Source organism: Leucobacter komagatae, assembly GCF_006716085.1.
Taxonomy (GTDB): domain Bacteria; phylum Actinomycetota; class Actinomycetes; order Actinomycetales; family Microbacteriaceae; genus Leucobacter; species Leucobacter komagatae.
Map to the genome: position 1 here is coordinate 2,938,786 of NZ_VFON01000001.1, position 24,932 is coordinate 2,963,717.

17 protein-coding genes and 1 tRNA gene are annotated in these 24,932 nt (G+C 66.2%); 7 read left to right on the forward strand and 11 right to left on the reverse strand.

The window, feature by feature from the left end; translation table 11 throughout:
- Positions 1 to 227: 227 nt before the first annotated feature.
- Complete coding sequence (locus FB468_RS13325; RefSeq protein ID WP_141887781.1) at positions 228 to 491, reverse strand: hypothetical protein; 264 nt, start codon at positions 489 to 491, stop codon at positions 228 to 230.
- Between the two features lie 434 nt (positions 492 to 925).
- Here FB468_RS13325 and FB468_RS13330 point away from each other — a divergent pair, with 434 nt between their 5' ends.
- Both FB468_RS13330 and FB468_RS13340 read left to right on the forward strand, forming a co-directional pair.
- A complete protein-coding gene (locus FB468_RS13330) occupies positions 926 to 1,480 on the forward strand; it encodes a phosphorylase family protein (protein WP_141887782.1) in 555 nt (184 codons plus the stop codon).
- Between the two features lie 289 nt (positions 1,481 to 1,769).
- The gene (locus FB468_RS13340; protein WP_141887784.1) at positions 1,770 to 2,285 is read left to right on the forward strand and encodes a CGNR zinc finger domain-containing protein; all 516 of its coding nucleotides are present in this window, start codon (positions 1,770 to 1,772) and stop codon (positions 2,283 to 2,285) included.
- Between the two features lie 13 nt (positions 2,286 to 2,298).
- On the opposite strand, the gene FB468_RS13345 is transcribed toward FB468_RS13340, so the two are convergent.
- The 4 genes from FB468_RS13345 to FB468_RS13360 are packed head-to-tail and all read right to left on the reverse strand — an operon-like array spanning position 2,299 to position 6,265.
- Positions 2,299 to 3,384 carry an AI-2E family transporter gene (locus FB468_RS13345; RefSeq protein ID WP_141887785.1) on the reverse strand — a complete coding sequence of 362 codons (1,086 nt, stop codon included), beginning with the start codon at positions 3,382 to 3,384 and terminating at the stop codon, positions 2,299 to 2,301.
- A gap of 24 nt (positions 3,385 to 3,408) precedes the next feature.
- Positions 3,409 to 4,386 carry a TIGR00730 family Rossman fold protein gene (locus FB468_RS17445; RefSeq protein WP_246055889.1) on the reverse strand — a complete coding sequence of 326 codons (978 nt, stop codon included), beginning with the start codon at positions 4,384 to 4,386 and terminating at the stop codon, positions 3,409 to 3,411.
- Entirely contained in the window at positions 4,371 to 5,786 is a 1,416-nt protein-coding gene (locus FB468_RS13355) for a bifunctional pirin family protein/GNAT family N-acetyltransferase (protein WP_141887786.1), read from the reverse strand. The genes FB468_RS17445 and FB468_RS13355 overlap by 16 nt, the downstream gene beginning before the upstream one ends.
- Before the next feature lie 23 nt (positions 5,787 to 5,809).
- Positions 5,810 to 6,265 carry a DUF3817 domain-containing protein gene (locus FB468_RS13360; protein ID WP_141887787.1) on the reverse strand — a complete coding sequence of 152 codons (456 nt, stop codon included), beginning with the start codon at positions 6,263 to 6,265 and terminating at the stop codon, positions 5,810 to 5,812.
- Positions 6,266 to 6,649: 384 nt separating this feature from the next.
- Here FB468_RS13360 and FB468_RS13365 point away from each other — a divergent pair, with 384 nt between their 5' ends.
- Positions 6,650 to 15,520: a VWA domain-containing protein gene (locus tag FB468_RS13365; protein WP_170219734.1), complete on the forward strand. Its 8,871-nt coding sequence runs from the start codon at positions 6,650 to 6,652 to the stop codon at positions 15,518 to 15,520.
- Positions 15,521 to 15,685: 165 nt separating this feature from the next.
- On the opposite strand, the gene FB468_RS13370 is transcribed toward FB468_RS13365, so the two are convergent.
- The 4 genes from FB468_RS13370 to FB468_RS13385 all read right to left on the reverse strand — a co-directional run bounded on the left by FB468_RS13370 (position 15,686) and on the right by FB468_RS13385 (position 18,900).
- Entirely contained in the window at positions 15,686 to 17,179 is a 1,494-nt protein-coding gene (locus FB468_RS13370; RefSeq protein WP_141887789.1) for a peptide MFS transporter, read from the reverse strand.
- A 249-nt stretch (positions 17,180 to 17,428) separates the two neighbouring features.
- A complete protein-coding gene (locus tag FB468_RS13375) occupies positions 17,429 to 17,884 on the reverse strand; it encodes a carboxymuconolactone decarboxylase family protein (protein ID WP_141887790.1) in 456 nt (151 codons plus the stop codon).
- Between the two features lie 85 nt (positions 17,885 to 17,969).
- Positions 17,970 to 18,290, reverse strand: coding sequence for a hypothetical protein (locus tag FB468_RS13380; RefSeq protein WP_141887791.1), 321 nt, complete (start codon positions 18,288 to 18,290; stop codon positions 17,970 to 17,972).
- An 85-nt stretch (positions 18,291 to 18,375) separates the two neighbouring features.
- Positions 18,376 to 18,900: a TetR/AcrR family transcriptional regulator gene (locus tag FB468_RS13385; protein WP_141887792.1), complete on the reverse strand. Its 525-nt coding sequence runs from the start codon at positions 18,898 to 18,900 to the stop codon at positions 18,376 to 18,378.
- Between the two features lie 101 nt (positions 18,901 to 19,001).
- On the opposite strand from FB468_RS13385, the gene FB468_RS13390 reads away from it, so the two are divergent.
- Positions 19,002 to 19,535, forward strand: a complete 534-nt coding sequence (locus tag FB468_RS13390) for an FBP domain-containing protein (protein WP_141887793.1) — start codon at positions 19,002 to 19,004, stop codon at positions 19,533 to 19,535.
- Here the strand turns inward: FB468_RS13390 and FB468_RS13395 are convergent.
- Positions 19,504 to 20,229 carry a hypothetical protein gene (locus FB468_RS13395; RefSeq protein ID WP_141887794.1) on the reverse strand — a complete coding sequence of 242 codons (726 nt, stop codon included), beginning with the start codon at positions 20,227 to 20,229 and terminating at the stop codon, positions 19,504 to 19,506. The genes FB468_RS13390 and FB468_RS13395 overlap by 32 nt on opposite strands.
- Positions 20,230 to 20,484: 255 nt before the next feature.
- Here FB468_RS13395 and FB468_RS13400 point away from each other — a divergent pair, with 255 nt between their 5' ends.
- Positions 20,485 to 21,636: an IS1249 family transposase gene (locus FB468_RS13400; protein WP_141885937.1), complete on the forward strand. Its 1,152-nt coding sequence runs from the start codon at positions 20,485 to 20,487 to the stop codon at positions 21,634 to 21,636.
- Between the two features lie 122 nt (positions 21,637 to 21,758).
- Here the strand turns inward: FB468_RS13400 and FB468_RS13405 are convergent.
- A tRNA-Ser gene (locus tag FB468_RS13405) sits at positions 21,759 to 21,847 on the reverse strand.
- Positions 21,848 to 21,941: 94 nt separating this feature from the next.
- On the opposite strand from FB468_RS13405, the gene radA reads away from it, so the two are divergent.
- On the forward strand, positions 21,942 to 23,264 hold the full coding sequence (radA, locus tag FB468_RS13410) for a DNA repair protein RadA (RefSeq protein ID WP_141887795.1): 1,323 nt from the start codon (positions 21,942 to 21,944) through the stop codon (positions 23,262 to 23,264).
- 62 nt (positions 23,265 to 23,326) lie between these two features.
- A complete protein-coding gene (locus FB468_RS13415) occupies positions 23,327 to 24,832 on the forward strand; it encodes a malate:quinone oxidoreductase (RefSeq protein ID WP_141887796.1) in 1,506 nt (501 codons plus the stop codon).
- Positions 24,833 to 24,932: the final 100 nt, after the last annotated feature.

Consider the following 24,932-nt stretch of genomic DNA (forward strand, 5'->3'; position numbering starts at 1 on the left):
GCTTGCGGCCCATCCGCCCCGCCCGCCCCCAAATACTCGATTCCACTTCAAATACCCCGGGCATTTGGGGTGTTGAGGAAAATTTGAGGGGGAGTGGGAGTGGGAGTGGGAGGGGGAGTGGGAGTGGGCGCAGAAGAGCCCCGCCTGCCCAAACATGGGCGACGGGGCTCGGGTGCGGGGCGCGGCGCGGGGTCGTTCAGCTGAACGCTAGGCCGCTCAGCTGAACGCTAGGCCGCGCGGCTCAGTGCGATGCGCGCGGACGCGCCCTCGGACTGTACCGCCACGTTCCAGCCAGCGCTGTCGAGTCGGGCGAGGTCGCGTCGCGCGTCAGCGAGAGTGTCGGTCTCCACGACGTACAGCGTGCGGCCCGCGCTGCGGTACACCGAACGGTGCTGTGCCCACTCGGGAATCCGCATCTTCGCGTCCTCACCAAGCGAGTGGTAGGGGGTGCGGGGAGCGGGCCGGATCGGGGTGATGTTCTGGGTATGCATATGAATAGGTCCTTTCGAAGCCGCACCATCATCGTGATGTGCGGCGGTAATGAGCTCGCTGTGCTGAGTGCAGACACCGTGCGTGCTTGGCCTCGTATGAGGCGTGGATCCAACTGGATCAGGTGAGCTGCTGCGCACTTCGCTGGAATGAAGATTGGCCCTGCACTGGACGAAATCGCGGTCGCTTGCAAGCTCTGTTGAATATTATAGAACAAGTCTTCGAAAAACACCAGCGTTGGTTCGAACGTGCGTGTCGGGCGCGGGTGGGGCCGCGAATCTTGCCGCACGGTAGCCTTGACAGTGACAGGTCGCGGCGGTGCGCCCAAGAGTCGCGCACGCGGCCGAACGGGATGGCCCCACCGCATCACGGCTCCAACGGCGCCAACCCGCACTATCGCCCGGCCACCCAGTCACCCAGACTTTGAGGAGATTTCATGACCGAGAGCCGCACCCTGCTTGTATTCGCGCACGGCGACGAGGCGTCAGCGTTCGCCGACGTGCCGCACCTGGTGACGGGCGTCGGCAAGATCAACGCCGCGGTCTCGCTCGCGGAGGCGCTGCGCGCGGGCGATGTGGAGCGGGTCATCGTGCTTGGCACCGCCGGCGTCGTTGGCGAGGGGGAGGATCGGCTCTCGCTCGACACCGTCTACCAGGTGACGGCGCTCGTGCAGCACGACTTTTCGCTGCCCTCGGAGGCGGTCGAGCCCTCGGGTGACGTGCTGCTCGCGGAGACGGCCACGATGGCTACCGGTGACCAGTTCGTGAAGGACGACGCGCAGCGCACCCACATCGCTGGCCTTGGGGCCCAGCTCGTCGATATGGAGGGCTACGCGTACGCGACGCTCTGCGCGCGGTTCGGCGTGCCGCTGCAGGTGTTTAAGGTGCCGTCGGACTTTGCCGACAGCTCGACCACGGACGCGGAGTGGGATGAGATCGTGTTTGCGAAGAGCCGCCAGCTGCGCGCGTTCTGGGAGGACCGCCTGCGCTAAACCGTTCGAGCGCTCAAGAGCGACCCGTCACTAGCGGCTTCTCCGGGCCTCGCCGGACCTTGCCACCTGCCGGGCCTCGGCGACCGGTGTGGCGGCTGCGGCCAGCCGACGGAGCTGCACTTGGAGCGCGCCGCACCTCCGGCACCGGACGTAGCTGACGACGCCCTCGGACGTTGGGTGGCTCGAATCGATGCGCCACGCATGCGTGTGTGGGCGGGATGCGATGGGTGCCTGGGGTGCGGTGGCGAGTGCTGTGGTGCTCATAAGACAAGCGTGATGTAATGCCCTTATGCATCTCAACCCTTACGGAACGTACGCGGTGCAGCTTGCGGCATCGCTCGCCAACGACTGGCCCCACGATCGTGACGGAATCGAGGAGCGCACCCGCGAGTTCGGCATGACCATGCGCTTCGCCCGCCACGACGATGATCATGCCGGGGTGCGCGCGGTCATCGACGAGTGGCTGCGCGTGGTGGACGCAGCCGACCCCGAGCGGCGAGCCGAGATTCTCAACCGCCAGATGGCCGACGCCGCCGCCTTTCCGCAGCTCGTCAACCACGACGGCGAGGGCTGGCACCTGCACTACCGCGACGACAGGGAGTCGCTGCCGGGCGTGCTCCGGTCGGTGATCCCTGTCGGCACCGCGCTGCACCTGACGACCCGCGGCGTCACGCGGCTCGGCCGATGCGAGGCGGCGCCGTGCGAAAACGTTGTCGTCGACGTGACGAGGAACGGGCGGCAGCGGTTCTGCTCAGTGCGGTGCGCAAACCGTGCCGCGGTGCGCCGCCACCGCGCCCGGGCGTGAGCCGGACGGGAAGCTACCACGAAGCCGGTCGGCCGCCGTCGGTCGCTGCGTTGTCGCCGGAAAGCCACCGGAGCCAGCTCATGCCCGGGTCTCGCTCGAGGATCAGCGCGCGCACGAGGAGAGTGAGCGGGATCGCGAGGATCGCGCCGAGCGGCCCAATGATGAACGTCCAGAAGAGCACGGAGACGAAGCTAAGCGTGAGGCTCAGGCTGACGGCGTCACTCACGAACTTGGGTTGGATGAGCACCTGCAGCAGCACGTTCGCGACGGCGTAGACGGCGATCACGGCGAGCATGAGCGGCCAGCCGCCGACGACGAGCGCGAGGACCGCGGGCGGGACGAGGCCGAGCACGAAACCAATGTTCGGCACGAAGTTGGTGACGAACGACAGGATCGCCCAGACGAGCGGCGCCGGGACCCCGAGGGCCCAGAGCGCGAGGCCGTCGACGACCGCGACGAGGAGGCCGAACGCGGCGTTCACGACGTAGTAGCGGCGCACGTTGCTGTTGAACTCGGCGAACCGCCGCACCCGCGGAGCTGCGGACGGCCCGAACTCTCGCGTCGCCTTCGCGAACCTGCCCGCGTCTGCCGCCATGAAGATGGCGTAGGCGAAGATGAAGAACAGTGCCGTGACGATCCCAAGGATGCTGCTTCCGAGCGAGGTCGCGTACTGCACGATCGTCGACGGCGTGAGTACCGAGGTGATCGCGTCGGTGAACTGGTCGCTCAGCCCCAGTGACGTGAAGAACTCGAACAGGTTGTCGGCAGTCTGACGCAGGTCGGCGCTGTACGCGATGACGAGCTGCGTGAACTCCGCCGTGGCGAAGGCGAGCATGCCGGCGAGCACGAGCAAGATCGCCCACGACAGCCCGACGACGAGCGTCGTCGAGATCCAGCTTGGCCAGCCCCGCCGATCGAGCGGGCGCCTGATCGGGTTGCAGATGATCACGATGACCGCCGCGAGTGCGAGCGGGCCGATCACCTCTCGTGCGAAGGAGACGCCGGCGAGTACGACGACGGACGCCGCGAGCCCGAGCAGCACCACGAGCGAGGGGGGCATCGTGCTCCGAGCAGTGGGCGGTGACTCGGCATTCTCCATGGGCCTAGCGTAGTCGACGCGGCGCTACGACCACTTGGGCCGCGGGGGCTCCCAAGCGCTGATTTTTGTGAAGAGCTCCTCAGGTTCCGTCGCGACGATGAGGGCGGCGCGTGCCTCTGGCTTTGAGAATCCGGCGTCGACCATCGCATCGATCGCGCCGATGAGTGGCTGCCAGTAGCCGTCGATGTCGTACAGCGCGACGGGCTTGGTGTGGATGCCGAGCGTCACCCAGGTCCAGACCTCGAAGATCTCCTCGAGCGTGCCGGGGCCGCCGGGCAGCGCGACGAACGCGTCGGTGAGCTCTGCCATCCGGCGCTTGCGCTCAGGCATTGTGGCGACGACTTCGAGGCGGGTGAGCCCGGTGTGGCCGGTCTCGCCGTCAAGGAGGGCCTCGGTGATGACGCCGAACGCGCTGCCACCCGACTCGAGCACGGCGTCCGCGACGGTGCCCATGAGCCCGACCTTGCCGCCGCCGTACACGAGGTCAATACCGGCCTCGCCCATCGCGTTGCCGAACGCCCGCGCGCCCGAGGCGAACGAGGGCGAATTGCCAAACGCAGAGCCCGTGAACACGGCGAGGCGCTGCGGCGGCCTTGCGGCGGTGGCCAGCGCCGGAAACACCTGCTCGGTGTTGAGGGGCGCCATCGCGGGGTTCTCGGCGCCGGGATCGGCCCACTCAAGGTGCTCGATCTCTGCGAGCGGCCGATCCACGGCGACGTAGGGGTGCTCAAAGACCTGCGCGATGACGTCGCGCTCAGGCTCGTTCGCCGCGGGGGCTCGGAACTCGCCGAGCCCCCGCAGGCGGAGCGGGTCGAGCTCGATGCCGAGCTCTTCCCGGAACTCGCGGATGGCGGTGTCCCGCGGATCCTCACCGGGCTCGGGCTTGCCGCCCGGAAGCATGAGCGACTGGGTGCCGCGCTTTCTCACGTTGAGGACCCGGCCCTCGGGGTCGCGTACTACGACAGCGCTGACGCGAATGGGGTCGGCTACACGTTGGGCCAATCGACGATCTCCTCGTATTCGGGGTGCTTCTTCAGCCACGCCGACACGTAGGGGCAGTAGGGCACGATTCGCATTCCCGCGGCGCGCGTGTCGGCCAGGGCCTCGGTCACCAGCGTACCGGCGAGGCCGCGCCCGCCGAACTCGGGATCGACCTCGGTGTGCACGAACGCGCGTGAATCGCCGCGAGCGGTGACCCGGTAGTCGGCGAATCCAGCGAGGGTGTCGCCAACGTAGATCGCGTATCTCGGAGCCTCTGGCTCGTGAACAACTCTGATCTGTTCGGATGCTTCAGACACTGTGGCCTCCTCAAATGAAGGGGTTGATGAACGAGGGCTTATGGGCCCGGCGCTTGCTGTCGTCGCGAGCGTGTCCGTTGTCGCTGGGAGCGGCCCGAGCTTGCTGCGGGGAAGGAGCCGAGCGGTGGGTAACACGGGCGCCGGCAGCGGCGGCTCGGGCTCATCATCGGGGAGCCCGTAGCGGTCATCGGCGGCGACTGTGCCCGATTCGGAGGATGCGATCGTCGCTTGCCAGGCGTCACGCGCCGCTGCGACCTCTTCGTGAGAACCCCCAATAAAGTTCCACCACATGACGAGCTCATCCTCGAACGGTTCCCCGCCGATGAGCAAGACTCGGGCGCCCTCGGGGCCGGCCGTGAGGAGGAACTCGGAGCACCCGGCCGCGGCGAAGCCGAGATCCTCAGCCACAAGCTCGGTTCCCGCGGAGCCGCCGGGGGCGAAGGTGACCGCGCCGGTGTCGACGAGCACACCGTGTTCGTGCGCCGGATCGACCGTGAGGCTGAGTGCCGAGTGCGGCTCGAGGGTCAGCTCGGCCCCGACAAGGGGCGTGTGCGTCTCCACGGGGGAGTGTTCACCGAGCAGTGAGCCGAGGAACACCCTGGCTGCGTACCCGTCGCCGGTGGCGACCGGGGGCACGTAGTGGTCAAAGCGTTTGGCGATGCCCCGGGCGCGCTTGGGCAGCGCGATCCAGAGCTGGGCGCCGTGGAGCACCGAGGTGTCTTGCGTTGAGCGCTCTGAGTGGCTGATGCCTGAGCCCGCGGTCATGAGGTTCAGCTCCCCGGGCCGCACCATCGCGTGATTGCCAGCGCTGTCGCGGTGCTCGATCGTGCCCGTGAAGAGCCAGCTCGCGGTCTGCAGTCCCGTGTGCGGATGGGCCCGCACCTGCATGCCGCCGGTCTCGGCGACGTCATCGGGGCCATAGTGGTCGAGGAAGCACCAGGCGCCGATCAAGCTGCGGCCGCGCTGCGGGAGCGTGCGTCGCACGGGCATCCCGCGAAGGCCGCCGAGCGGCACCTCGCGCGGCTCAAGAATCTCGACCTCCCCAGCCCTCCCCGGGCCGGCGGCGCAGAGTGTTTCTTCGGGCTGTGACTCAAGATTGCTCATGGTATTTGCTCCTTTCGGAGATCCTAACCCTTGGGCACCGGCGGGCCCAACCAGAGCAGCACGACGAACACGATCGCGACAAGGACAGCGATGAGTGCGATCGACAGGAACGGACGGCGCAGGATCCAGGCTTGGACGTGCTCGACGAAGCCGCGCGGCGCGTCTCCGCCGGGTGCCAGTCGCCAGGGCCCTTCGAGTAGGCCTCGCTTGTCGACTGCGCGCTCAAAGGGGTAAGTGGCGAACGGCACGATGGCGAGCGCGAGGCCGAGGATACCGAGGCCCGGCTTCCACCGCTGGTTGATCCATACGAAGACCGTGGTGACGCAGTACGCGAGGAACACGAATCCGTGGATGCCGCCCGCGATGGACACGGCGGCGGCGGTTACGCCTGTTGCGCGGAGGATGAGCGCGGCAATGAGCCCCGCCCAGGTGATGACTTCCGCGGTAGCGAACAGGCGGAACAGATTTCTCGGGCTCATAGTGCTCCCATCCTGCCGGAGCTTGGTGGGAAACTCCCCAGCGCGCCAATGATAACGATCTTGACACGCTATGCGATTGCGGAGAGACTTTTCGAGGTGGTTCCATGCTGCGGAACCAGTGAACGCGAATATTTAGTTCCGCCCAGTAAAACTATCTTGATGGTGGTTAAAACTCCTGATCTGGTCAAGTATGTAGCGTTTGTGAATCTGGCGTAAAAGTGTGTACTGCGACGGATGTTGTGCAGAGTGTTCGATGGATGTTCACTTTACAAAACCTATGAAGCAACTTGATTTCCTCAAGGATGGCGCTTATCGTCGTCGAGTACGCTTCGGACTCCCTTGGGTTCGAGTATCACGGCGTCATCACTGGGGATGGGGAAACGTATGTCACGACGGGGGCAGCAACGTAGGTTCACGAGGGGCACGACGCACAGCGCTGGTCGCTGGGGCGTCGGCCGCCTCCTCGCGATGATTCTTGCGGGGGCCGTGGTCTATGCCGGCTTACCCAAGGCTGCGTACGCGGCTGTCGAGCCTACGCCGTCAATTACGGAGCCCATTGAGGGAGCTGATCCGAACACTGTGACGGAGCCCGGCACGGAAGAGCCGCAGCCAGGTAGCGAGGCTCCAACGGAGGAGCCCGCGGGTCCCATCGTGGATCCTGTCGAACCCACGGAGGAAGCACCTGACGCGGGCGATCAGCCTGCCGAACAGGAGGCTCTTCCGGACCAGGCGGCGCAGCCGCTCGCTGCTCCACTCGCGGGCACGGCGCTCAACGGGGGTGAAGGCGAGGGGGGCAAACCTGCCAAGAGGGAAATCGTCATCAACGTGAGAACAGGTGGCGACCGCTCGAGTGATTCCGTTGTCGCCGGGCTGGGCGGTGTGACGTTCAGCGCCTATCCGGCGACCAGCTTCACGAACCAGACGAGCTCCACTCCCGTCGCGACGTGTACGACTGATAGCGCGGGTAAGTGCTGGATGAAGGCCCCCACGCGTCCGACTGATTGGTTCTTTGATGAGGCGCCCGGATACCTGGTCAAGCAAGAGTCTGTGCCCGCCGGCTGGCAGTCGGCTGACACACTCACAATCACCGGCAATTCCGCGGCGAACTACGCTTTTTACACGGGGCCTGCGGACGCAAACTACAACCAGGCCAACCGTACGATTGCGGTGCCCAGGACCAGAGGGATGGACTACCGAAACAGTATGGGTCAGGCCCTCAGCACTCGGGTCAACCCGCAGCTGAACGACGTGTGCGGAGTGAACGTCGCCCTGGTACACGACCTCTCTAGTTCAGTGACCGCATCGGCGGCCATTCAGCTGCGAGACGCGTCGAGGTCAGTCGTAAGTGCCCTCACGGGAACGCCCTCAAAGGTTGCGATCCAAACGTTTGGCACGAACTCCCCCGCAGTGAATACGAGCGGATCGAACAACGCCTTCATGCCGTTGACGAGTGTTGCAACCCAGGCAGACGCAAACGCCGTGCTTAACAAGATCGCCGGGCTCGCTGTGCCACTCGACCAGGCAACAAACTGGGATCGTGGATTTTGGACGCTCAATTCGCTTGCGAGCAGTGGGCAGCTGGATCTGGTCATCATGATCACTGACGGGCTGCCAACAACGTTCGGCGATGGAACCGATGGCGGCAACACAACAAACTTCGCGCGAGTTGAACACGCCATGGCTTCGGCAAACGCCATCAAGAGCCACAACGTCAAGGTCATTGCCGTCGGCGTGGGAAGCGGGATCTCCGGGGGCGCTCCAAACCTGCGCGCGATCTCGGGGCCGGCTCAGAACAGCGATTACTTCCAGGTCTCGGACTGGAAGGATCTTGCCGCGCAAATGAAGAAGCTCGCCTCGAAGAACTGCGAGGGCACCGTCAACGTTGTGAAGCAGGTTATTCCGGTGGGTGGCACCGTTGCTGATGCCGAGCCCCGCGCGAACTGGGGCTTTACGGCGTCCGCGCAGGGCGCGACGGTCCGAAACGATGTCGCGGGTAGCAGCTTCAGCACGACAGCCTCTGCTGTTACGGGTCAGACTGGTGCGCTCGGTTTCCGGTCAAAGTTTGAGGCGACGTCGCCAGCCGACAGGAAGCTAACCATCACCGAATCTGTCACCAACCAGTTCTCGATTGCACCGCAGAATGGCAAAAACGCGGTGTGTACCAACACCACGACCGGTGACCGAGTTGAGGTAACAAACACGGGCACGGCATCGAACCCGGGCTTCATCGTCGACCCGGTAGAGAAGGCGACTGTGTCATGCGTGGTGTATAACGAGGCTCGGGACCTCTCTGCAAAGCTCCGGGTTGACAAGGTATGGAAGATTGATGCTGATGGCGACGGCGCGTTTGAGGAAACGACCGAGCCAAACACAGCTCCGACTGCAATCCCAGGCCTCAGCGCGACGCTGCAGCTGACCGGGAACGCGGGGCTGCCGGCCGGTGGCTTGAACTTCGGACAGACGGTCTCAAACCTTGCGGTGAACTCGATGGTCGGCGTGTCGGAGACCGTGCGGGGGCTGCCGCCGCTGTGTACGAACACGGCAACGTTTGAGCCAGGGCTCGTCGACGGATCAACGAAGCTCACGAAAACGAGCAAGGACGGCACAAACATTGTCCGCGTCACGAACGTTGTGAAGTGTGAGAGCAAGCTCACCCTTGAGAAGTATGTCGACGGTGGCGACACTCCCGCAACTGACTGGAATCTTCGCGCTATTGCTCCAAGCGGGGCCGCGGAGGGACCGAACGGCAAAACCAGCAGCCAGCATGCAACTGCGCAGGTGACGCCTAGCGTCAACTATGCGCTCGCTGAGCATGCGCTCTCGCCCGCTGCTGGCGGATACACGCAGCGTTGGAACCCGACCTCACAGGCGGCTTGGGCGGCGAACCACGAGCTTGGTGCCACGGGATCATGGCAGTGTGTCGCCGCACGGGCGGTCGACAATGGCGTTCCAACCTGGGGTGACTCAGTCGAGGCCGGTAAGGATGGCGGAGTGTCCGTTGCCCCTGGTGAATGGCTGAAGTGCACTGCGGTCAACGAACAGAAGCCAACGCTGCAACTCGTCAAGCAGGTGCAGATCGATGACGAGCTCGAAACCGTACCGGTCGGCGACGATCGCTGGACGCTCGGCGCGAGCTGGACGGCGCCGGTAGCGATCGGCAACGACGACGCGGCGATTACCCCGTACCCGGGCATCCAGGAGGCGCTCTCGGGGCCAGGCGGCGTCGCAGCGACCGAGGTGCTGCCCGGCCAATACTCGCTGACTGAGTCGGCGGCGAAAGCTGGCTTCGAGAATGGCACAGCCTTCTCGTGCGTCGTGAATGATGACGAGCCGAAGCTCATCGCGGTTGACTCTAACCAGAGGCTGCAGCTCGGCGCCGGCGACAACGCGGTATGCACGATCGTGAATACCGCGCTTCCGTCGCCGCTCACCATCGAGAAGAGCGACGGAAACGTCGCCCAGCTCGCCGACGGCACCTGGCAGATCGACTACACGATCGCCGTGAAGAATAGCGGTCAGGTTGGTAGCAGCTACACGCTCACGGACACCCCGGCGCTCGGCGCAGGGTTCGCCGTCGAGGGTGGGTCGTGGCGCGACGCCGCGGATCCCGATACCGAGATTCCCGCACCCGCCGCAGACACCGCGATCGCCGCGGGCGCTGAGCACAGCTACATCTACAGGGTGATCGCGAGCTTCGACGAGGCGACAGAATCCCCGTCGCTCACGTGCGACCCGGAGACGGGCGGCGCGTTCTTCAACTCCGCAACCGTGGCGTTCCCGGGCGGCACCGCGACCGACACCGGTTGCGGCGAGCCCGCGAGCCCGACAGTGGTGAAGACAGCGGTCGCCCCGACACAGAACACCGACGGAACGTGGGGCATCAGCTACGAGCTGAAGGTTACGAACCCATCGAGCATCCCGCTCGCCTTCACGCTCTCCGACATCCCGAAGGCAGCGCCCGCTGGTACGTCGATTGCCTGGACCTCGATCACGCCGAGCACCGGCACCGTGTCGGGCGACTGGTTGGCCAACGGCCAGGGTGTCGTGACCACTAGCGTGCTCGCCCCAAGCGAAACTCGCACGTACACGATCACGGGCGTGTTCACCGTGACGACGGCCGTGGACCCCGAGACGCTCATGTGCGACACCGGCGGCGAGGATGGACTGTGGAACACGGCAGTTGTGACGAACGGCGTCGGAACCGACGAGTCGAGCGCGTGCGCTGAGATCCCGACGGCGACGGCTCAGGTGACGAAGACGGTGACGAGCAAGACTCAGCTCGCCGACGGCACCTGGCTGATCGTCTATGCGGTGACCGCAAAGAACCCGCTCGGCCCGATCGCGGCGATCTACTCGCTGACCGACACGCTGAACTTCGGCGGCGACGTCGAGGTGACCTCGGCGCAGTGGACCGGCCCGGCGGCGACGACGGGAACCTTCACAAACGGCACGGCGACGCTGGCGACGAACCGCACCCTTGCGGCGGGCGCCACCGACAACTTCACGGTGACCGCGCTCGCAACGATCGACCCCGCGGCCTGGACTGCCGAGCAGTCGACGCTCGAGTGTGACGCAGAGGGCGGCGCCGGCGGGTTCCTCAACACGGCGACGATCGCCGTCGCCGGGGCGACCTCCGACGCGAGCGCGTGCGCCGAGCCCGACCTGCCGACGATCACGAAGACCCCGGTCGGCGCGGAGCAGGACGCGACGGACCCAGAGCTCTGGCACGTGAACTACACGCTGACAGTCACCCCGGGATCGTCGGCCTCCTTCTACTCGCTCACCGATACGCCGGCGTTCGCCGGGGGAGTGACCCTCGGTGACGGACGCGCGCAGCGAACCGACACGGAGCCGGTGGGCGACGAGATCGCGATCACGAGCGGCGCGAAGTTTGCGGCCGACCCCGTCGCGATCGGTGCCAGCGACAAGCCGCACACGTGGCTCGTGAGCTGGGAGGCGCGCCTCGGTGCCGCCGCCGCGGATGACGCGGCGTGCGGCGAACCCGGCTCGGGCTTCTTTAACTCAGCGGCGCTCGTGCAGGGCGACGACGTCGTCGGCGAGAGCGACGCCTGCATCCCCGTTCCCCAGCCGGCGCAGCCGACGGTCGAGAAGACTGTCACGGGCGCGAGCCAGCAGCCGAACGGTGACTGGAACGTCGTCTACGACCTCACGGTGAAGCTCCCCGCCAAGGGCGAGACAAACCCCAACGGGCTCTCGGCGAAGTACGACCTCAGCGACACGCTCGCCTACGGCGCGGGAATCTCCGTGCAGTCGGCGTCGTGGACCGGCCCTGCCGGCGCCTCGGGCGACTTCGACGCGGCGACCTGGTCGGCGAACCTCGCTACTGGCACGTCGATCGCCGCGGGCGACACCCTCACCTACAAGGTGACCGCGGTCGCACGCGTGACCGGCGAAGCAGTCGAGAACGGGACGGCCGAGTGCGGCACCGAGGGCGAGGCCGGCGGCTTCCTCAATACCGCGAAGCTTGTCTCTGGCGGGCAGACGACCCCGGTTGAAGCGTGCGCCGAGCCCAAGCTGCCGACGATCACGAAGACCGCGGTCGGCGCGGTGCAGGACGAGGCCGACCCCGAGGTCTGGCGCGTGAGCTACCTGCTCACCGTGACCCCGAGCGGCTTTGACGCCTCGTACACGCTGACCGATACGCCGGACTTCGCGCAGGGCATTCAGCCCGGCGACGGCACCGCGCAGCGCACCGACACTGACCCGGCAGGCGAGGCATTCGCGATCTCGTCGGGCCAGCCGTTCAGCGGCGGCCCCGTAGCGATCGGCGCCGACGACGCGCCCCACACGTGGCTCGTCACGTGGGAGGCACGCGTTGGGAACGACGTTTCGGGCGAACTGAACGAGTGTGAAGGCCCCGGCACCGGGTTCTTCAACACCGCGGAACTGAAGCAGGGCGATACCGTCGTCAGCGACGACACCGCGTGCGCGCACGTGGAGGATCGGGTCTACCCGCAGGTCACGAAGACCGTGGCGCAGACCGCGCAGCGGCCCGACGGCAGCTGGACGATCGACTACGACCTCGTCGTGACCCTCGCTGAAAAGGGCGAGGCGAACCCGCAGGGCCTGTCGGCGAAGTACGACCTCACCGACGCGCTCGCGTTCGGTGGCGGCATCACCGTGCAGTCAGCCTCGTGGACCGGGCCCGCAGGTGCGGAGGGTGACTTCGATTCCACCGGCTGGAACGCGAACATCGCGGCCGGCCAGGGCATCAAGGCGGGCAGCACGCACACCTACAGGGTGAGCGTTACCGCCGACGTGCCAGTCGGAGCCCTCGAGGAGGGCGCGGGCGAGTGCCTCACCGGCGGCGACGCCGGCGGCTTCCTCAACACCGCGGAGCTCGTCTCGGGCGGGGTCACCACCCCGGTCGAAGCGTGCGCCGAGCCCGACCTGCCGACGATCACGAAGACCGCGATCGGGGCTGAGCAGGACGCGACCGACCCTGACCTCTGGCACGTGAGCTACGAGCTCACCGTGACCCCGAGCAGCTACGACTCGTCGTACACGCTGAGCGACACCCCGGAGTTCTCCGTTGGCGTGACGCTCGGTGACGGCACCGCGCAGCGCACCGACACCGACCCCGCCGGGGCCGCGTTCGGAATCGAGGCTGGCAAGGCGTTCAGCGAGGAACCGGTGCAGATCAAGGCCGGCGACGCCGCACACACGTGGCTGGTCACCTGGGAAGCCCGGGTCGGGGAGCCCACCGCGGCTGTCTGCGAAGGCCCCGGAACAGGGTTCTTCAACACCGCGGCGCTCAGCCAGGGCGACATCGTCATCGGTGACGACACCGCTTGCGTGCCCGTGCCTGCAGGGGTGGCCCCGCATGTCACGAAGACCGTGGAGAAGGCGGTCCAGAACGCTGACGGCATGTGGAAGATCGACTACAACCTCGTGGTTGCGCTCTCCGCAAAGGGCGAGAGCAACCCCGACGGGCTGACCTCGAAGTACGACCTCAGCGACGCGCTGGCGTTCGGAGACGGGATCGACGTGAAGTCGGCCTCGTGGACGGGCCCGGCGGGCGCGAAGGGTGACTTCGCCGAGGCGACGTGGAGCGCGGACATTGTGAAGGGCGCCGCTATCGCAGCGGGCGCGACGCACGAGTACCGGGTCTCGGTGATTGCCGACGTGACTGCCTCGGCAGTCGAGGGTGGTTCGACGGCTTGCGCGGCCGAGGGTGAGGGCGGCGGGTTCCTGAACACCGCTGAGCTCAACTCGGGTGGAGACACCACCCGGGTCACGGCCTGCGCGGAACCGGTCTTCCCGACCATCGAGAAGACCGGCACCTCCTCCGTGGACAACGGTGACGGCACCTTCGACATCGAGTACCGCATTACGGTGAAGTACCCGGCCGCAGAGACGCGCTACCCGGTGGGTGTTGGCTTCTCGCTTTCGGATAGCCCGCAGCTGCCAGCTGGGGTCGAAACGGTCGGCGGCTGGTCTGCGGAAGCAGCAAACAGTCACACCCCCGCGCCGCAGCAGCCCCGACGCCCGGCAACGGGCGAGTGGCAGATCATCGAGGGTGCCCAGTACACTCCCGAGAATCGCGATACTCCCGTGCCTAACTTCGAGTACCTCGTGAAGGCGACCGTGAAGGTCGACCCGACCAAGGCGCCGGAGCCTGCGGTCTGCGAGGATACTGACGCGACCGGCATCGTCGTGCCGAACCTCGGGCGGCTCACCTCGGGCGGTTTCGCCGCACAGGATAGCGGCTGCGTCACCGTGAACTTCAGCGACGTGGGCATCGAGAAGCAGGCGGTGCTCGCAGAGGGTGGCACTTCGGTGCAGCCGGGCGACACGTTCGAGTACGTGCTCACCGTAACGAACCACGGCACCGGCCCCGCGAAGGATGTGAAGGTGACAGACGCCGACATCAATGAGCGGCTGAAGATCACCGGCCTGACTGTCGACCCAGACGTCGCCTGGACCGAGGCCCCCGGCTACGTGGGCAACAAGGTCGAGCTGACGATCGGCGAGATCGGCGTCGGCGAGTCCGTCGACGTGCGGGTCGGCGTGGAGTTCCTCCCCGCCCAGAACCTGCAGGCCGAGCCGATCCTCTCGGGATCCCCGGCGCCAGCGGCGCCCGCAGCGCTCGACGAACTCACCAACAAGGCGTGCGTCGAGATGGCGGGCGACTCGAACGCCGACAACAACTGCGACGCGGCCGAGGTGCCAGTGCGCGACCTTACGGCAACCGTCTACACGCTCTGTGTGGCAGACGCGCCCATGCTCGGGTGGTCGGTGTCGAAGTCAGCGCTGCTCAAGGACAAGCCGGTGAACTTCCGGTGGACTCCTGACGAGGGGACCTCGGGCACCGTACCGGCAGAGGTGACACTCACAGAGCCGGGTGGCTCGAGCGCCTGGACTGCGACGCAGGCCTGGCCAGGGTCAGCGTTCACGCCATCGGGTATCAGCATCGACTACCCGGGCTGGCGCGCACTCAAGGCGTCCGACATGGCCGCTGGTGGGGGCTACCTGCTCCCGGGTACCTCGACGGTCATGACGCCCGCGCAACAGGCCGAGTTCGTGTTCAACGGGCTCATCCTTGACCCGAGCGAGCTCGACTTCTCGTGGCGCGGCAACACGACGATCCAGTTCTCGGTGAACCCCGAGCTGACGTTCAACGCGAGCTACCCGCCGGCAACCGCTGGCTGTGGCGTCGCGCGCCACTCGCAGGTCGAGATCGAGAAGGACGCGAGTGTCACCCGCACCCAGTCAGGCAAGACGTTCGACTACACCCTCGCGGTGAAGAACCTGAGCGATGACAGTGCCGCCGAGGGCGTCGTTGTCACCGACCAGATCCCTGCCGACCTCAAGGTCGACTCGGTGGCCTGGGCAGGTCAGGGCGACGCGAACACGTTCCCGAACTGGCGTGAGTGCGATGTGACGGGCAAGGACTCGAGGGGTTACGGCGGAACACTCCGCTGCGAGCTCTTCGGGCCGCTGCAGCCGAAGGGATCGACCGAGGGCGCCTCTGAGGCACCCGAGATCACCCTCGGCGTGACTGTGAACGCCGGATCTAGCCGGACGGATGTCACGAACACCGCGACCGTGGACTACCACACCTTCGGAGACCCAGACGACTCGGGCCGAGACTCCGACAGCGCCACGGTGCTGCTGTGGGGCCTGCCGGTCACGGGCGCGCAGCTCGGGAGCATCGGCGGGGTCGCGGGCGGCCTCCTCCTGCTCGGCGGCGTACTGCTCCTCTGGCGGAAGAAGCGGAGCGTGACGAACTAAGGCATCCACAGGCCCGCAGCGGGGCGTCGAAGCTTCCCCCTTGAATCCTCTCGACGTGCGCCCCATGTAACCCGCTGCGACGCAAGAAGGGCCGGACATCAGCAGAAGCTGTGTCCGGCCCCTCCGGCGTGCCGACCCTGATCGATCGTGCGCGTGCCCGCCGAGCTAGCGGATGCCGCCCATGAGGCGCAGCACCGGCTTGCGGAGGAGGAACAGGATCGCGCCGACCGCGATCGACGCACCGCCGAGCGCGAGGAAGTACGGGACCTCATTCTCGGGGGTGTAGAAGTGCGAGAGCGAACCTGAGGCTGCCGAGCCGAGCGAGATCGACAGGAAGAACAGCGCAACCATCTGCGAGTGGAACGCGCGAGGTGCGAGCTTCGTCGCGAGCGATTGCCCGACGGGCGAGATGCTGAGCTCGGCGAGCGTGAGCAGCAGAATAATGACCACGTAGGCGAGGAACGGCACGGTGCCGTTCGCGCCGCCCGCAAAGGGGATGAAGCACAGGAATGCAACGCCCATGAGGGCCGTGCCGATCGCGAACTTCACCGGCGTGCTCGGCTGCCTGTCGCCAAGCTTTACCCACATGGCGGCGAAGACACCGGCGAGGATGATAATGAAGACCGGGTTGATCGACTGCACCATGCTCGGGGGCATCTCCCACCCGAAGATGTTGCGGTTCAGCCGCTGGTCGGCGTAGATCGCGAGCACCGTGAACTGCTGCTGCGACAGCGACCAGAACACGGCCGAGGCGAGGAACAGCGGGATGAACGAGAACACCTGGCGGCGCTCGGGCGCCGAGACCTGGTGGCTCGTGAGAATGACGGTGAACAGCACGACCACGGCGATCACGATGAGTACCACGACGACGGTCGACAGGTTCTCGGCGGTGATGATCCCGAACGAGAGCGCGAGCGCGATGACCGTGATCGCGGCGAGGAACACGACCGACCAGATGCGCTTCTGGCTCGTCGACAGCGGGTTCGCGGGCTTTCTGCTCGACTCGCTCACGGTGTGCTTTCGCATCGCGAGGTACTGAGTGAGGCCTACCGCCATGCCGATCGCGGCGAGGCCGAAGCCCCAGTGGAAGCCCTTCCAGCCCCAGAGCGCGCTCGTGAGCAGCGGCCCGGCGAAACCGCCGATGTTCACGCCCATGTAGTAGATGGAGAACGCGGCGTCGCGGCGCTGGTCACCCTTCTCGTAGAGGTCGCCGAGCACGGTCGACGTGGTGGTCTTCAGAGACCCCGAGCCGAGCGCGACGCCGACGAGGCCGATCGCGAGGCCGAGCATGCCCGGAACAAGCGCGAGCGCGAGGTGGCCGGCCATGATGAGGCACGCGGCCGTCAGCAGTGTGCGCTCGGCGCCGAGCACGCGGTCAGCGACCCACCCGCCGAGCACCGCCGAGAGGTACACGAGGCCACCGTAGGCGCCGACGATTGACGTTGCGGCCGCCTGCGACATTCCGAGGCCACCGTCGGTGACCGAGTAGTAGATGTAGAAGGCGAGGAGCGCCTGCATGCCGTAGAAGCTGAACCGCTCCCACATCTCGACGCCCGCGAGGTTCGCGAGCCCCCAGGGGTGGCCGAAGAAGCCACCCTTCTGCGGCTGTGACTGACTCGCCGGCGCCGTATTATCGGGCTGCGTAGTGGGTGATGACACGGGTTCTCCCCTGGGGTATACCGCGCGCAGTGTTCCCTCGCAGCGCTGGCGAGGGCGCACCACTGCGGGAAATCAAAAACGACAGAAAAGACCCCGCCGGTGCGCGCTGTACACCGGCTGCCAGTGCCGTTCGTACCGCGCCCCGTCAATCGGGGTCACAGAAAACCGTATCACTGTCTGAGTTTTCGGGCGCGTCGGGGTGCGGGACGGGTGGGGCCGGGATCCTGACCGCGCGCGCCGCGCCCGTCGCTACGGAGCGACCCGGTAACCGCTTCTGATCGCGACCCGGTTCCACGCCCCCATGACGAGCGCGAGCCAGCTCACCGCTGAGATCTGCGCGGGGTTGAGCGCACCCGTATCCCACTCGGTGCGCTGCGGGACCGAGAGCCTGGTCACCTCCTCTGCGAGGCCGAGCGCTGCCGCCTCGATGTCCGAGAAGTACTGCGACTCCCACCAGGCGGGCAGCACCGCGAGGCGGTCGTTTGTCTCACCGAGCTTCACTGCGTCGCGGCTGTGTAGCCTCGTGCAGAACGCGCAGCCGTTGAGCTGTGAGACCCGGATCTTGATGAGCTCGACGAGCTTCGCGCCGATCCCAGCGTCAGCGGCGGCCTCCTCAGCTGCCGCGCTGAACGCCGACAGCTGCTCGTAGACGGCGGGGTGTTGCTTCGAGAGGTTGGTGAGGTTTGTGGGGCTTGTGGGCGGCATGCGTTCCTCCTGGGTGGTGTGACGTCGATCGGGCGGGAAGCCGGCACGGGCCAGTCGGGCCAGCCAAGCCTGCCTGCGTGGTGGTCTAAGGTTCGTCGCCTTCGCTCCCAGTGGCATTGAGGCGGTCGATCCTGCGATTGTGCAGTGAGAAGCCGAGGGCTGCGGCAATGACGGCGGCAAAGAAGAGGACGATGTTCCACGGGGCAACGTCGCGAGAATTGAGGAGCCCACTTGACATCGTGAGGAGGAGACCAGCGGTGTAGGTCCACTCTGCGTGGGGCGGCATCGGATCGAGCCGTCCGGTGAGCGGGATATGTTCGTGCTGGCGGGCCCGCAGCGCGATCCTCACGGAGGTAAAGAGCAGACCGAGTCCTGCAATCGCGACAGCCCATGCGAGGAGAACCATACTCCTAGTCCACAGCAGGGGCGCGACGACGTCAACCGGTGCGTGAGGCCTCGGCCGAGTGGGAGGTGCGCAGCGGGGCGTCGGGTCAGCCCGCGATGATGTCTTCGAGGTGGGCAGCGCCGTACCGCTCGGGCGCGATGCGCTGCATCCCCGCGAGCGCGACGCCGAGCAGCACGGTGCGTTCGGCTGCGAGCTCCGTGACCTCCGGCGACGCACCGCGCAGGGCCGCGGTCAGCTGGCTGAGGGTCTCTGCGTAGACGGGGCCGAACTCGGGGGAGCGGAGTGCGTAGGCCCATGCGCTCACCCACAGGCCGACCTCTGCCGCGCGTTCCGGGTCGACGTGGTTGCCGAAGAACTCGCGGATCGGGTCCTCTCCGTCCGCGAACACGGCCTCGTCGAACTCGGCCAGGCTGTCGGCCACGAACCTCTGCCAGGCGCTTGCGATGAGCTCAGGGACGCTCTCAAAGTGCTGGTGAATGAGGCCCGGCGATCCTTCGACTGCCGCCGCGACGGATCGCGCCGAGACACCTTCGAAACCGCCCGCAAGCATGACCCGGACGGTCGCCTCGATGATCGCCGCGCGGCGCGCTTCTCGTGGCAGGTAGGCCATCGATCCTCATTTCTCATGAACTCCGTGTAGTCTATCCGAGTAATTTGTACACGTGTACAAATTCGAAGTTATGTGAACTTAAGATTTGAAAAGGAGACATCATGCGCCCCCACGCGCTCACAACCCTGCGCAACGCACTGGGGAACGTCGACGCGTCAACGCGGAAGACCGCGAGGATGCCGCGCGACGGCTTCACCCCCGCGGTGGAGGATCGCGACTACCTCGGCTGGCGTGACCCGAGTGCCCCGCAGCGCGGCTACCTCTTTATCGAGGGCGATCGGGGCCTGCAGGGGGTGATGGTCACGACAACGCGCACGCGTAACTCAGTGCGGCGGGCCGTGATGTGCGAGTTCTGCCGGATCCCGCGACGGTTTGACCAGGTCGTGCTGTTCACGGCACCGACGTCGCCGAAGCAGAAGGACAGTTCGACGTTCGGGACGTACCTGTGCATTGACCTCGACTGCAACGCTCGGGTGAACGCGCTGAAGCCGATGGGGCCTCTCGACCCGCCCGCCGGGGTGATGGTTGCTGAGCGCAGGGCCGAGCTTTCCGAGCGCGTGACGGCGTTCGTCGCCGAGGTGCTCGAGCGTGCGGAGCTGCAGGCTACGCGACGGACAAGCTCTGCATCACGCTGATCGCGGTCTGGGCCTCGGGCCCCTCGACCCAGGCGCGCGCTTCGTCCTCCGTGGACGACGCTGGGAGGGTGTGCTGCATGTCGGCGTAGACCGCCCAGCCATCGCCTGTCGGAACGTCGAAGGCGTTGACGCAATCGGCCCCAGTCGGTGCGGTGTCGGCCATGCGCAGGAGCAGGTACCGGTAGTCGCCGACGACGGTAGTGGTGAACCAGATCTTGTTCGTGCTCGAGATCGCGCGGGCGCCGTCAAAGGTGCCCAGAACTGTGTCGCCGCAGATGATGTCGTTCATCCAGGTAACGCTGCCCTCCGGGTGGTACCTGAACCCCATGGGGAGCCTGGAGGACGGGAAAATTCCGACGGAGCCGCCAGCCCACCTGGGGGCGCTGCCCGACCAGTCAAAGTCGAAACGGTTGATCTCGGCACCTGGAGGCGCCCAGAATGTCGCTTGGTCGAACGCAAAGCTTCCCTGCTCCCACCCCTCAGGTGGCGTGGGCGGTGGGGGCAGTTTGGGCTGCTCAGGCGACGGCTCGGGTGAGGGCTCGGGCGTCGGGGTCGGTGACGGCGGTGGGGTCGTCGGCGTCGCGGTGCTTGGCTTGGGTGAGGGAGGGGCAAGGGGAAGCACCTGCGCGCACCCCGTGAATGCTGTGAGAGCGCTCAGCGACAGCAATAGTGCCGCAATGGATTTGCCTCTCATGGTGCCGAGAGTAGCAGCGTGTTGTCTCGGCGGAAAGGTCTGGAGGGGCGATCCGGGGTGGCCGGGTTCGCCGGAGAGCACGTCTCCTGCAAGAGAGGACCTCTCCAACGGTTTGTAGGGGGCTGTTCTGCCAGGAAAGGTCTGTCTCGCGAAGGGGCGTGCGGGGCTATAGGACAAAAAGTGTGTAACGAATCCCGATCTACCCGCACCAGCATGCCGTAGTACGAGGTTCGCTATACCCCGGCACCATTAACCGTGCCGAAAACAACCAACTCGTCCACCTGTCTGGTATGCGGCAACGCGCTCGTGAAGAACGGTTTCACGAGCGCGGGAACCAGGCGCTGGAGATGCCTGAACTGCGGCAGCTCCTCAACCAGGAAACGGGCAGACCTCACCCGCCGGCACACCCTCGACCGGTTCCTGTCCTGGCTCCTGGGCAAGGACTCACAAGCCGAAGCCGCGGAACGAGTCTCAGACCGAACCTTCCGCCGGGAGATCGAATGGTGCTGGCAAATCAGGCCAACGCTCCCGACCGTGACGATACCGCCGAGGTGCGTGATCGTGGACGGAACGTACGTTGGTGGATGGTGTCTCCTGGTCGCGCTCGATGAGGACCTCACCCCGCTCGCGTTCCAGTGGTGCTCGACCGAAACCCAGGCCGCGTGGGGTGCGTTGTTCGCGCAGATCCCTGCCCCACTCGTGGTGGTGTGTGATGGCGGGCCAGGCCTGAACGCGGCACTCAAAACAGTGTGGCCGGATACGCGCGTGCAGCGTTGCATCTTCCACGTCCTGATGAACATACGCACCCATCTCACCTGGAGACCCCGCACCGTTGCTGGGCAGACGCTCCTCGCGCTCACAAAACAGCTTTCACAAGTACAAACGCCAGAGGACGCTCTCGGCTGGCTCAAGCGGTTGAACGCCTGGCATTCGATCTACGGACGCCTCACTCGTGAACGCTCGTACGCGAGGCGCAGACTCAAGGACGGGTCATGGGACTCACCCACCGGGAAACAGTGGTGGTACACCCACGACCGGCTTCGGAAGGCGTACCGGCTCCTCACCGAGATCCAACGCCGCGGACACCTGTTCACTTTCGTTCAGATCGATATCCCCAGAACCACGAGCGGCCTCGAGGGAGCCTTCAACTCGGTCCTGAAAACACTCCTCCGATTCCATCGCGGAATGCCCACCGTCCATCAGAAACGCGTCGCGGAATGGTTCGCTCTAAAACAAGCAGGACTGCTCCAGACCGCGCACTCGTTCATCACGCACGAAGTGATCAACCCGCCAGTGAACCCACGCCCCCGGTTCACGGAACCAGACCCGAGCCCCGAGCTCTACGGCACCGGCCTTGACGCCAGCGAAGGCCTCTGGCTACGCAAAGGATGGGGAGGGCGGACCTGACACGCCCAACGGTTTACACACTTTTTGTCCTATAGGCCGGCGTGCGGGCCCGGGCCCGGGCGCAAACGCAGAAAACCCCCGCGACCAGAATGCTTCCATTCGATCTAGCGGGGGTTTTCTTGTGGCGGTGACGGCGGGATTTGAACCCGCGGTAGGGGTTGCCTACACAACATTTCGAGTGTTGCACCTTCGGCCGCTCGGACACGTCACCGCGGAAAAGCTTACGGGAAAGTGTCTGCAGAACCTAATCGGGGTAAAACTCGCGGGCGCGCCGGAGTGTCGGAGGCCGGCGCTAGTCTCGACACATGGCGAAAACGAGTAGCGCGTATGCCTGCACCGAGTGCGGTTGGCAGGCCGCGAAATGGGTTGGCCGCTGCGGCGAATGCCAGCAGTGGGGCACTGTCGAGTTGCGCGGCGCGGCGAAGGCGTCGCTCGCGCGCACCACGAAGGCCACAGCGCCCGAGGCCGGCCGCGAGGCCAGGCCGATCACCGAACTCTCGGGCGTCTCGGTCAAGCACCGGCAGACCGGTATCACCGAGCTTGATCGCGTGCTCGGCGGTGGCATTGTGCCGGGTGCCGCGATCCTCTTCTCTGGCGAACCGGGCGTCGGCAAGTCGACGTTGCTGCTCGACGTCGCCTCGCGCATCGCCAGGCACGGCGCGCGCGTGCTCTACGTGAGCGGCGAGGAGTCGACGGGGCAGATCCGCATGCGGGCGGAGCGCACCGACGCGCTCGTCGACACGCTCTATCTTGCCGCGGAGACCGACCTGAGCTCGGTGCTCGGGCACATTGAAATGGTCGATCCGGGGCTCATCATCATCGACTCCGTGCAGACGCTCGCGAGCGATCAGGTCGAGGGCATCGCGGGCGGCCCATCGCAGGTTCGGGAGGTCGCCGCCGCGCTCATCAGGGTCGCGAAGGATCGCGGGACGCCCGTCATCCTCGTCGGCCACGTCACGAAAGACGGGTCAGTTGCCGGGCCCAGGCTGCTCGAGCACCTCGTCGACGTGGTCTGTCACTTCGAGGGTGACCGCAACACGGCACTGCGGTTCCTGCGCACGCTGAAGAACCGCTTCGGCCCGACCGACGAGGTTGGCTGCTTCGAGATGACGGGCGGCGGCATCGCCGAGGTGAGTGACCCGAGCGGGCTGTTTCTGAGCCGGGGCACCGTGCCGGTGAGCGGGACGTGCGCGACGATTGCAATGGAGGGCCGCCGGGCGCTGCCAGTGGAGATCCAAGCGCTTGTTGCGTCGAGTGCGACCCCAAACCCGCGGCGGGTGACGAGTGGCGTCGACCCTTCCCGTGTGGCAATGATCCTTGCGGTGCTCGAACGCCGCGCACGCGTTCGGCTCCACGACCAAGACGTGTACGTGTCGACGGTAGGCGGCGTGAAGCTCACCGAACCGGCGGCAGACCTCGCGATCGCGCTCGCCGTGATTTCTGCGGTCGCCGACAAGCCGCTCGCCCTCGAATTCGCGGCCTTCGGTGAAATTTCACTGGCCGGTGAGATTCGCGCTGTCACGTCCGGGCCGCAACGCCTGGCGGAGGCAGAACGCCTCGGATACACGCGAGTCGTGGACTCAAGGGCCGAAACGCTCGCGGAGGCAAGGCGCACGGCGATCGAATAAACCGGCCGCCCTGAGCGGCCTTCGGCCCGGGCACCCCGGTAACCGAGGTACACTACAAGATCGTGAGCACAAACACGGTAGATGTCGTACTAATCGGCGGCGGCGTGATGAGCGCAACGCTCGGAACCCTGATCAAACAGGTGCGCCCGGACTGGACCATTGAGGTTTTCGAGTCCCGCAGCGAAGTCGCGACCGAAAGCAGCAACGGGTGGAACAACGCGGGCACGGGCCACGCCGCGCTCTGCGAGCTGAACTACATGCCCGAGGGCAAGGATGGCAGCCTCTCCGCCGACAAGGCGATCAACATCAACGAGCAGTTCCAGCTCTCGCGCGAGTGGTGGTCCACCCTCGTTGAGCGCGGAATCCTGTCGGAGCCGACGAGCTTCATCAACCCAACCCCGCACATGACCTTCGTGCGCGGCGAGGACAACGTCGACTACCTGCGTCGCCGGTACGAGCTGCTGAAGACCGAGCCGCTGTTCTCGGACATGGAGTTCAGCGACGACCCCGAGAAGATCGCCGAGTGGGTGCCGCTCGTCATCGATCGCCGCGCGAAGAGCGACGTTGTCGCCGCGACGCGGTCGGAGTCGGGCACCGACGTCGACTTCGGCGCGCTCACTCGCCAACTGTTCGCGTACCTCGAGCGCGAGGGCGCCAAGATGCACCTCGAGACCGAGGTGCAGAAGCTCAAGCGCAAGGCCGACGGCACGTGGAACGTGCACGTACGCAGCCGCAACGGCTACGGCACGACCGTGACGAACGCGAAGTTCGTGTTCGTTGGCGCGGGCGGCGGGGCGCTCCCGCTGCTGCAGTCGTCGGGCATCCCCGAGATCAAGGGCTTCGGCGGCTTCCCCATCAGCGGTAAGTTCCTGAAGACTTCGAACCCCGAGATCGTCGAACAGCACAACGCGAAGGTTTACGGCAAGGCGGCGGTTGGTGCGCCCCCGATGTCGGTGCCTCACCTCGACACCCGCATCATCGACGGCAAGAAGAGCATCCTCTTCGGGCCGTACGCGGGCTTCAGCCCGAACTTCCTGAAGAAGGGCTCGTGGTGGGACCTCCCCGGTTCCATCCGCGCGCACAACCTCGGCCCGATGATCAAGGTCGGCCTGACCGAGTTCTCGCTCGAGAAGTACCTCGTCTCCGAGCTCCTCGCGAGCCGCGAGAAGCAGATGGAAACCCTGCGCCAGTACCTGCCGAGCGCGCGCACCGAAGATTGGGAGATGGTCACGGCGGGCCAGCGCGTGCAGGTCATGAAGAAGGACCCGAAGCTCGGCGGCATCCTGCAGTTCGGTACCGAGGTCATCACCGGCGCAGAGGGATCGATCGCCGGCCTGCTCGGCGCTTCTCCCGGAGCCTCCACCGCCGTCCACGCGATGCTCGGCGTGCTGAAGACCTGCTTCCCCGACGACTACACGTCGGAGTGGGAGAAAGTCTTCAAGGAGCAGGTCCCTGCCCTCGGCCAGGGCCTCAACGGCCGCCCGGAGGCCGCGAAGGCGTCGCTCGAGCGCACCACCCGCGTGCTGCAGCTCGGCGTTGACGCTCCTGCCGAGGCTGTCGAAGCCTAGCTTTCACGGGTCCTGAGCCCGTACTAATGCCCGTGGCCCCATTCGTGGGGTCACGGGCATTCTTGGGCTTGGGCTTGGGCCTGGGCTTGGGCTTGGGCTG

What these genes read in the sequence shown, in the direction of transcription:
- FB468_RS13390 (WP_141887793.1), top strand. Translation starts at nt 19,002, where the DNA reads ATGCGCCCCCACGCGCTCACAACCCTGCGCAACGCACTGGGGAACGTC.
- FB468_RS13380 (WP_141887791.1), bottom strand. Translation starts at nt 18,290, where the DNA reads ATGGTTCTCCTCGCATGGGCTGTCGCGATTGCAGGACTCGGTCTGCTC.
- FB468_RS13340 (WP_141887784.1), top strand. Translation starts at nt 1,770, where the DNA reads ATGCATCTCAACCCTTACGGAACGTACGCGGTGCAGCTTGCGGCATCG.
- FB468_RS13375 (WP_141887790.1), bottom strand. Translation starts at nt 17,884, where the DNA reads ATGCCGCCCACAAGCCCCACAAACCTCACCAACCTCTCGAAGCAACAC.
- FB468_RS13345 (WP_141887785.1), bottom strand. Translation starts at nt 3,384, where the DNA reads ATGGAGAATGCCGAGTCACCGCCCACTGCTCGGAGCACGATGCCCCCC.
- FB468_RS13365 (WP_170219734.1), top strand. Translation starts at nt 6,650, where the DNA reads ATGTCACGACGGGGGCAGCAACGTAGGTTCACGAGGGGCACGACGCAC.
- radA (WP_141887795.1), top strand. Translation starts at nt 21,942, where the DNA reads ATGGCGAAAACGAGTAGCGCGTATGCCTGCACCGAGTGCGGTTGGCAG.
- FB468_RS13325 (WP_141887781.1), bottom strand. Translation starts at nt 491, where the DNA reads ATGCATACCCAGAACATCACCCCGATCCGGCCCGCTCCCCGCACCCCC.
- FB468_RS13395 (WP_141887794.1), bottom strand. Translation starts at nt 20,229, where the DNA reads ATGAGAGGCAAATCCATTGCGGCACTATTGCTGTCGCTGAGCGCTCTC.
- FB468_RS13360 (WP_141887787.1), bottom strand. Translation starts at nt 6,265, where the DNA reads ATGAGCCCGAGAAATCTGTTCCGCCTGTTCGCTACCGCGGAAGTCATC.
- FB468_RS13330 (WP_141887782.1), top strand. Translation starts at nt 926, where the DNA reads ATGACCGAGAGCCGCACCCTGCTTGTATTCGCGCACGGCGACGAGGCG.
- FB468_RS13385 (WP_141887792.1), bottom strand. Translation starts at nt 18,900, where the DNA reads ATGGCCTACCTGCCACGAGAAGCGCGCCGCGCGGCGATCATCGAGGCG.
- FB468_RS13355 (WP_141887786.1), bottom strand. Translation starts at nt 5,786, where the DNA reads ATGAGCAATCTTGAGTCACAGCCCGAAGAAACACTCTGCGCCGCCGGC.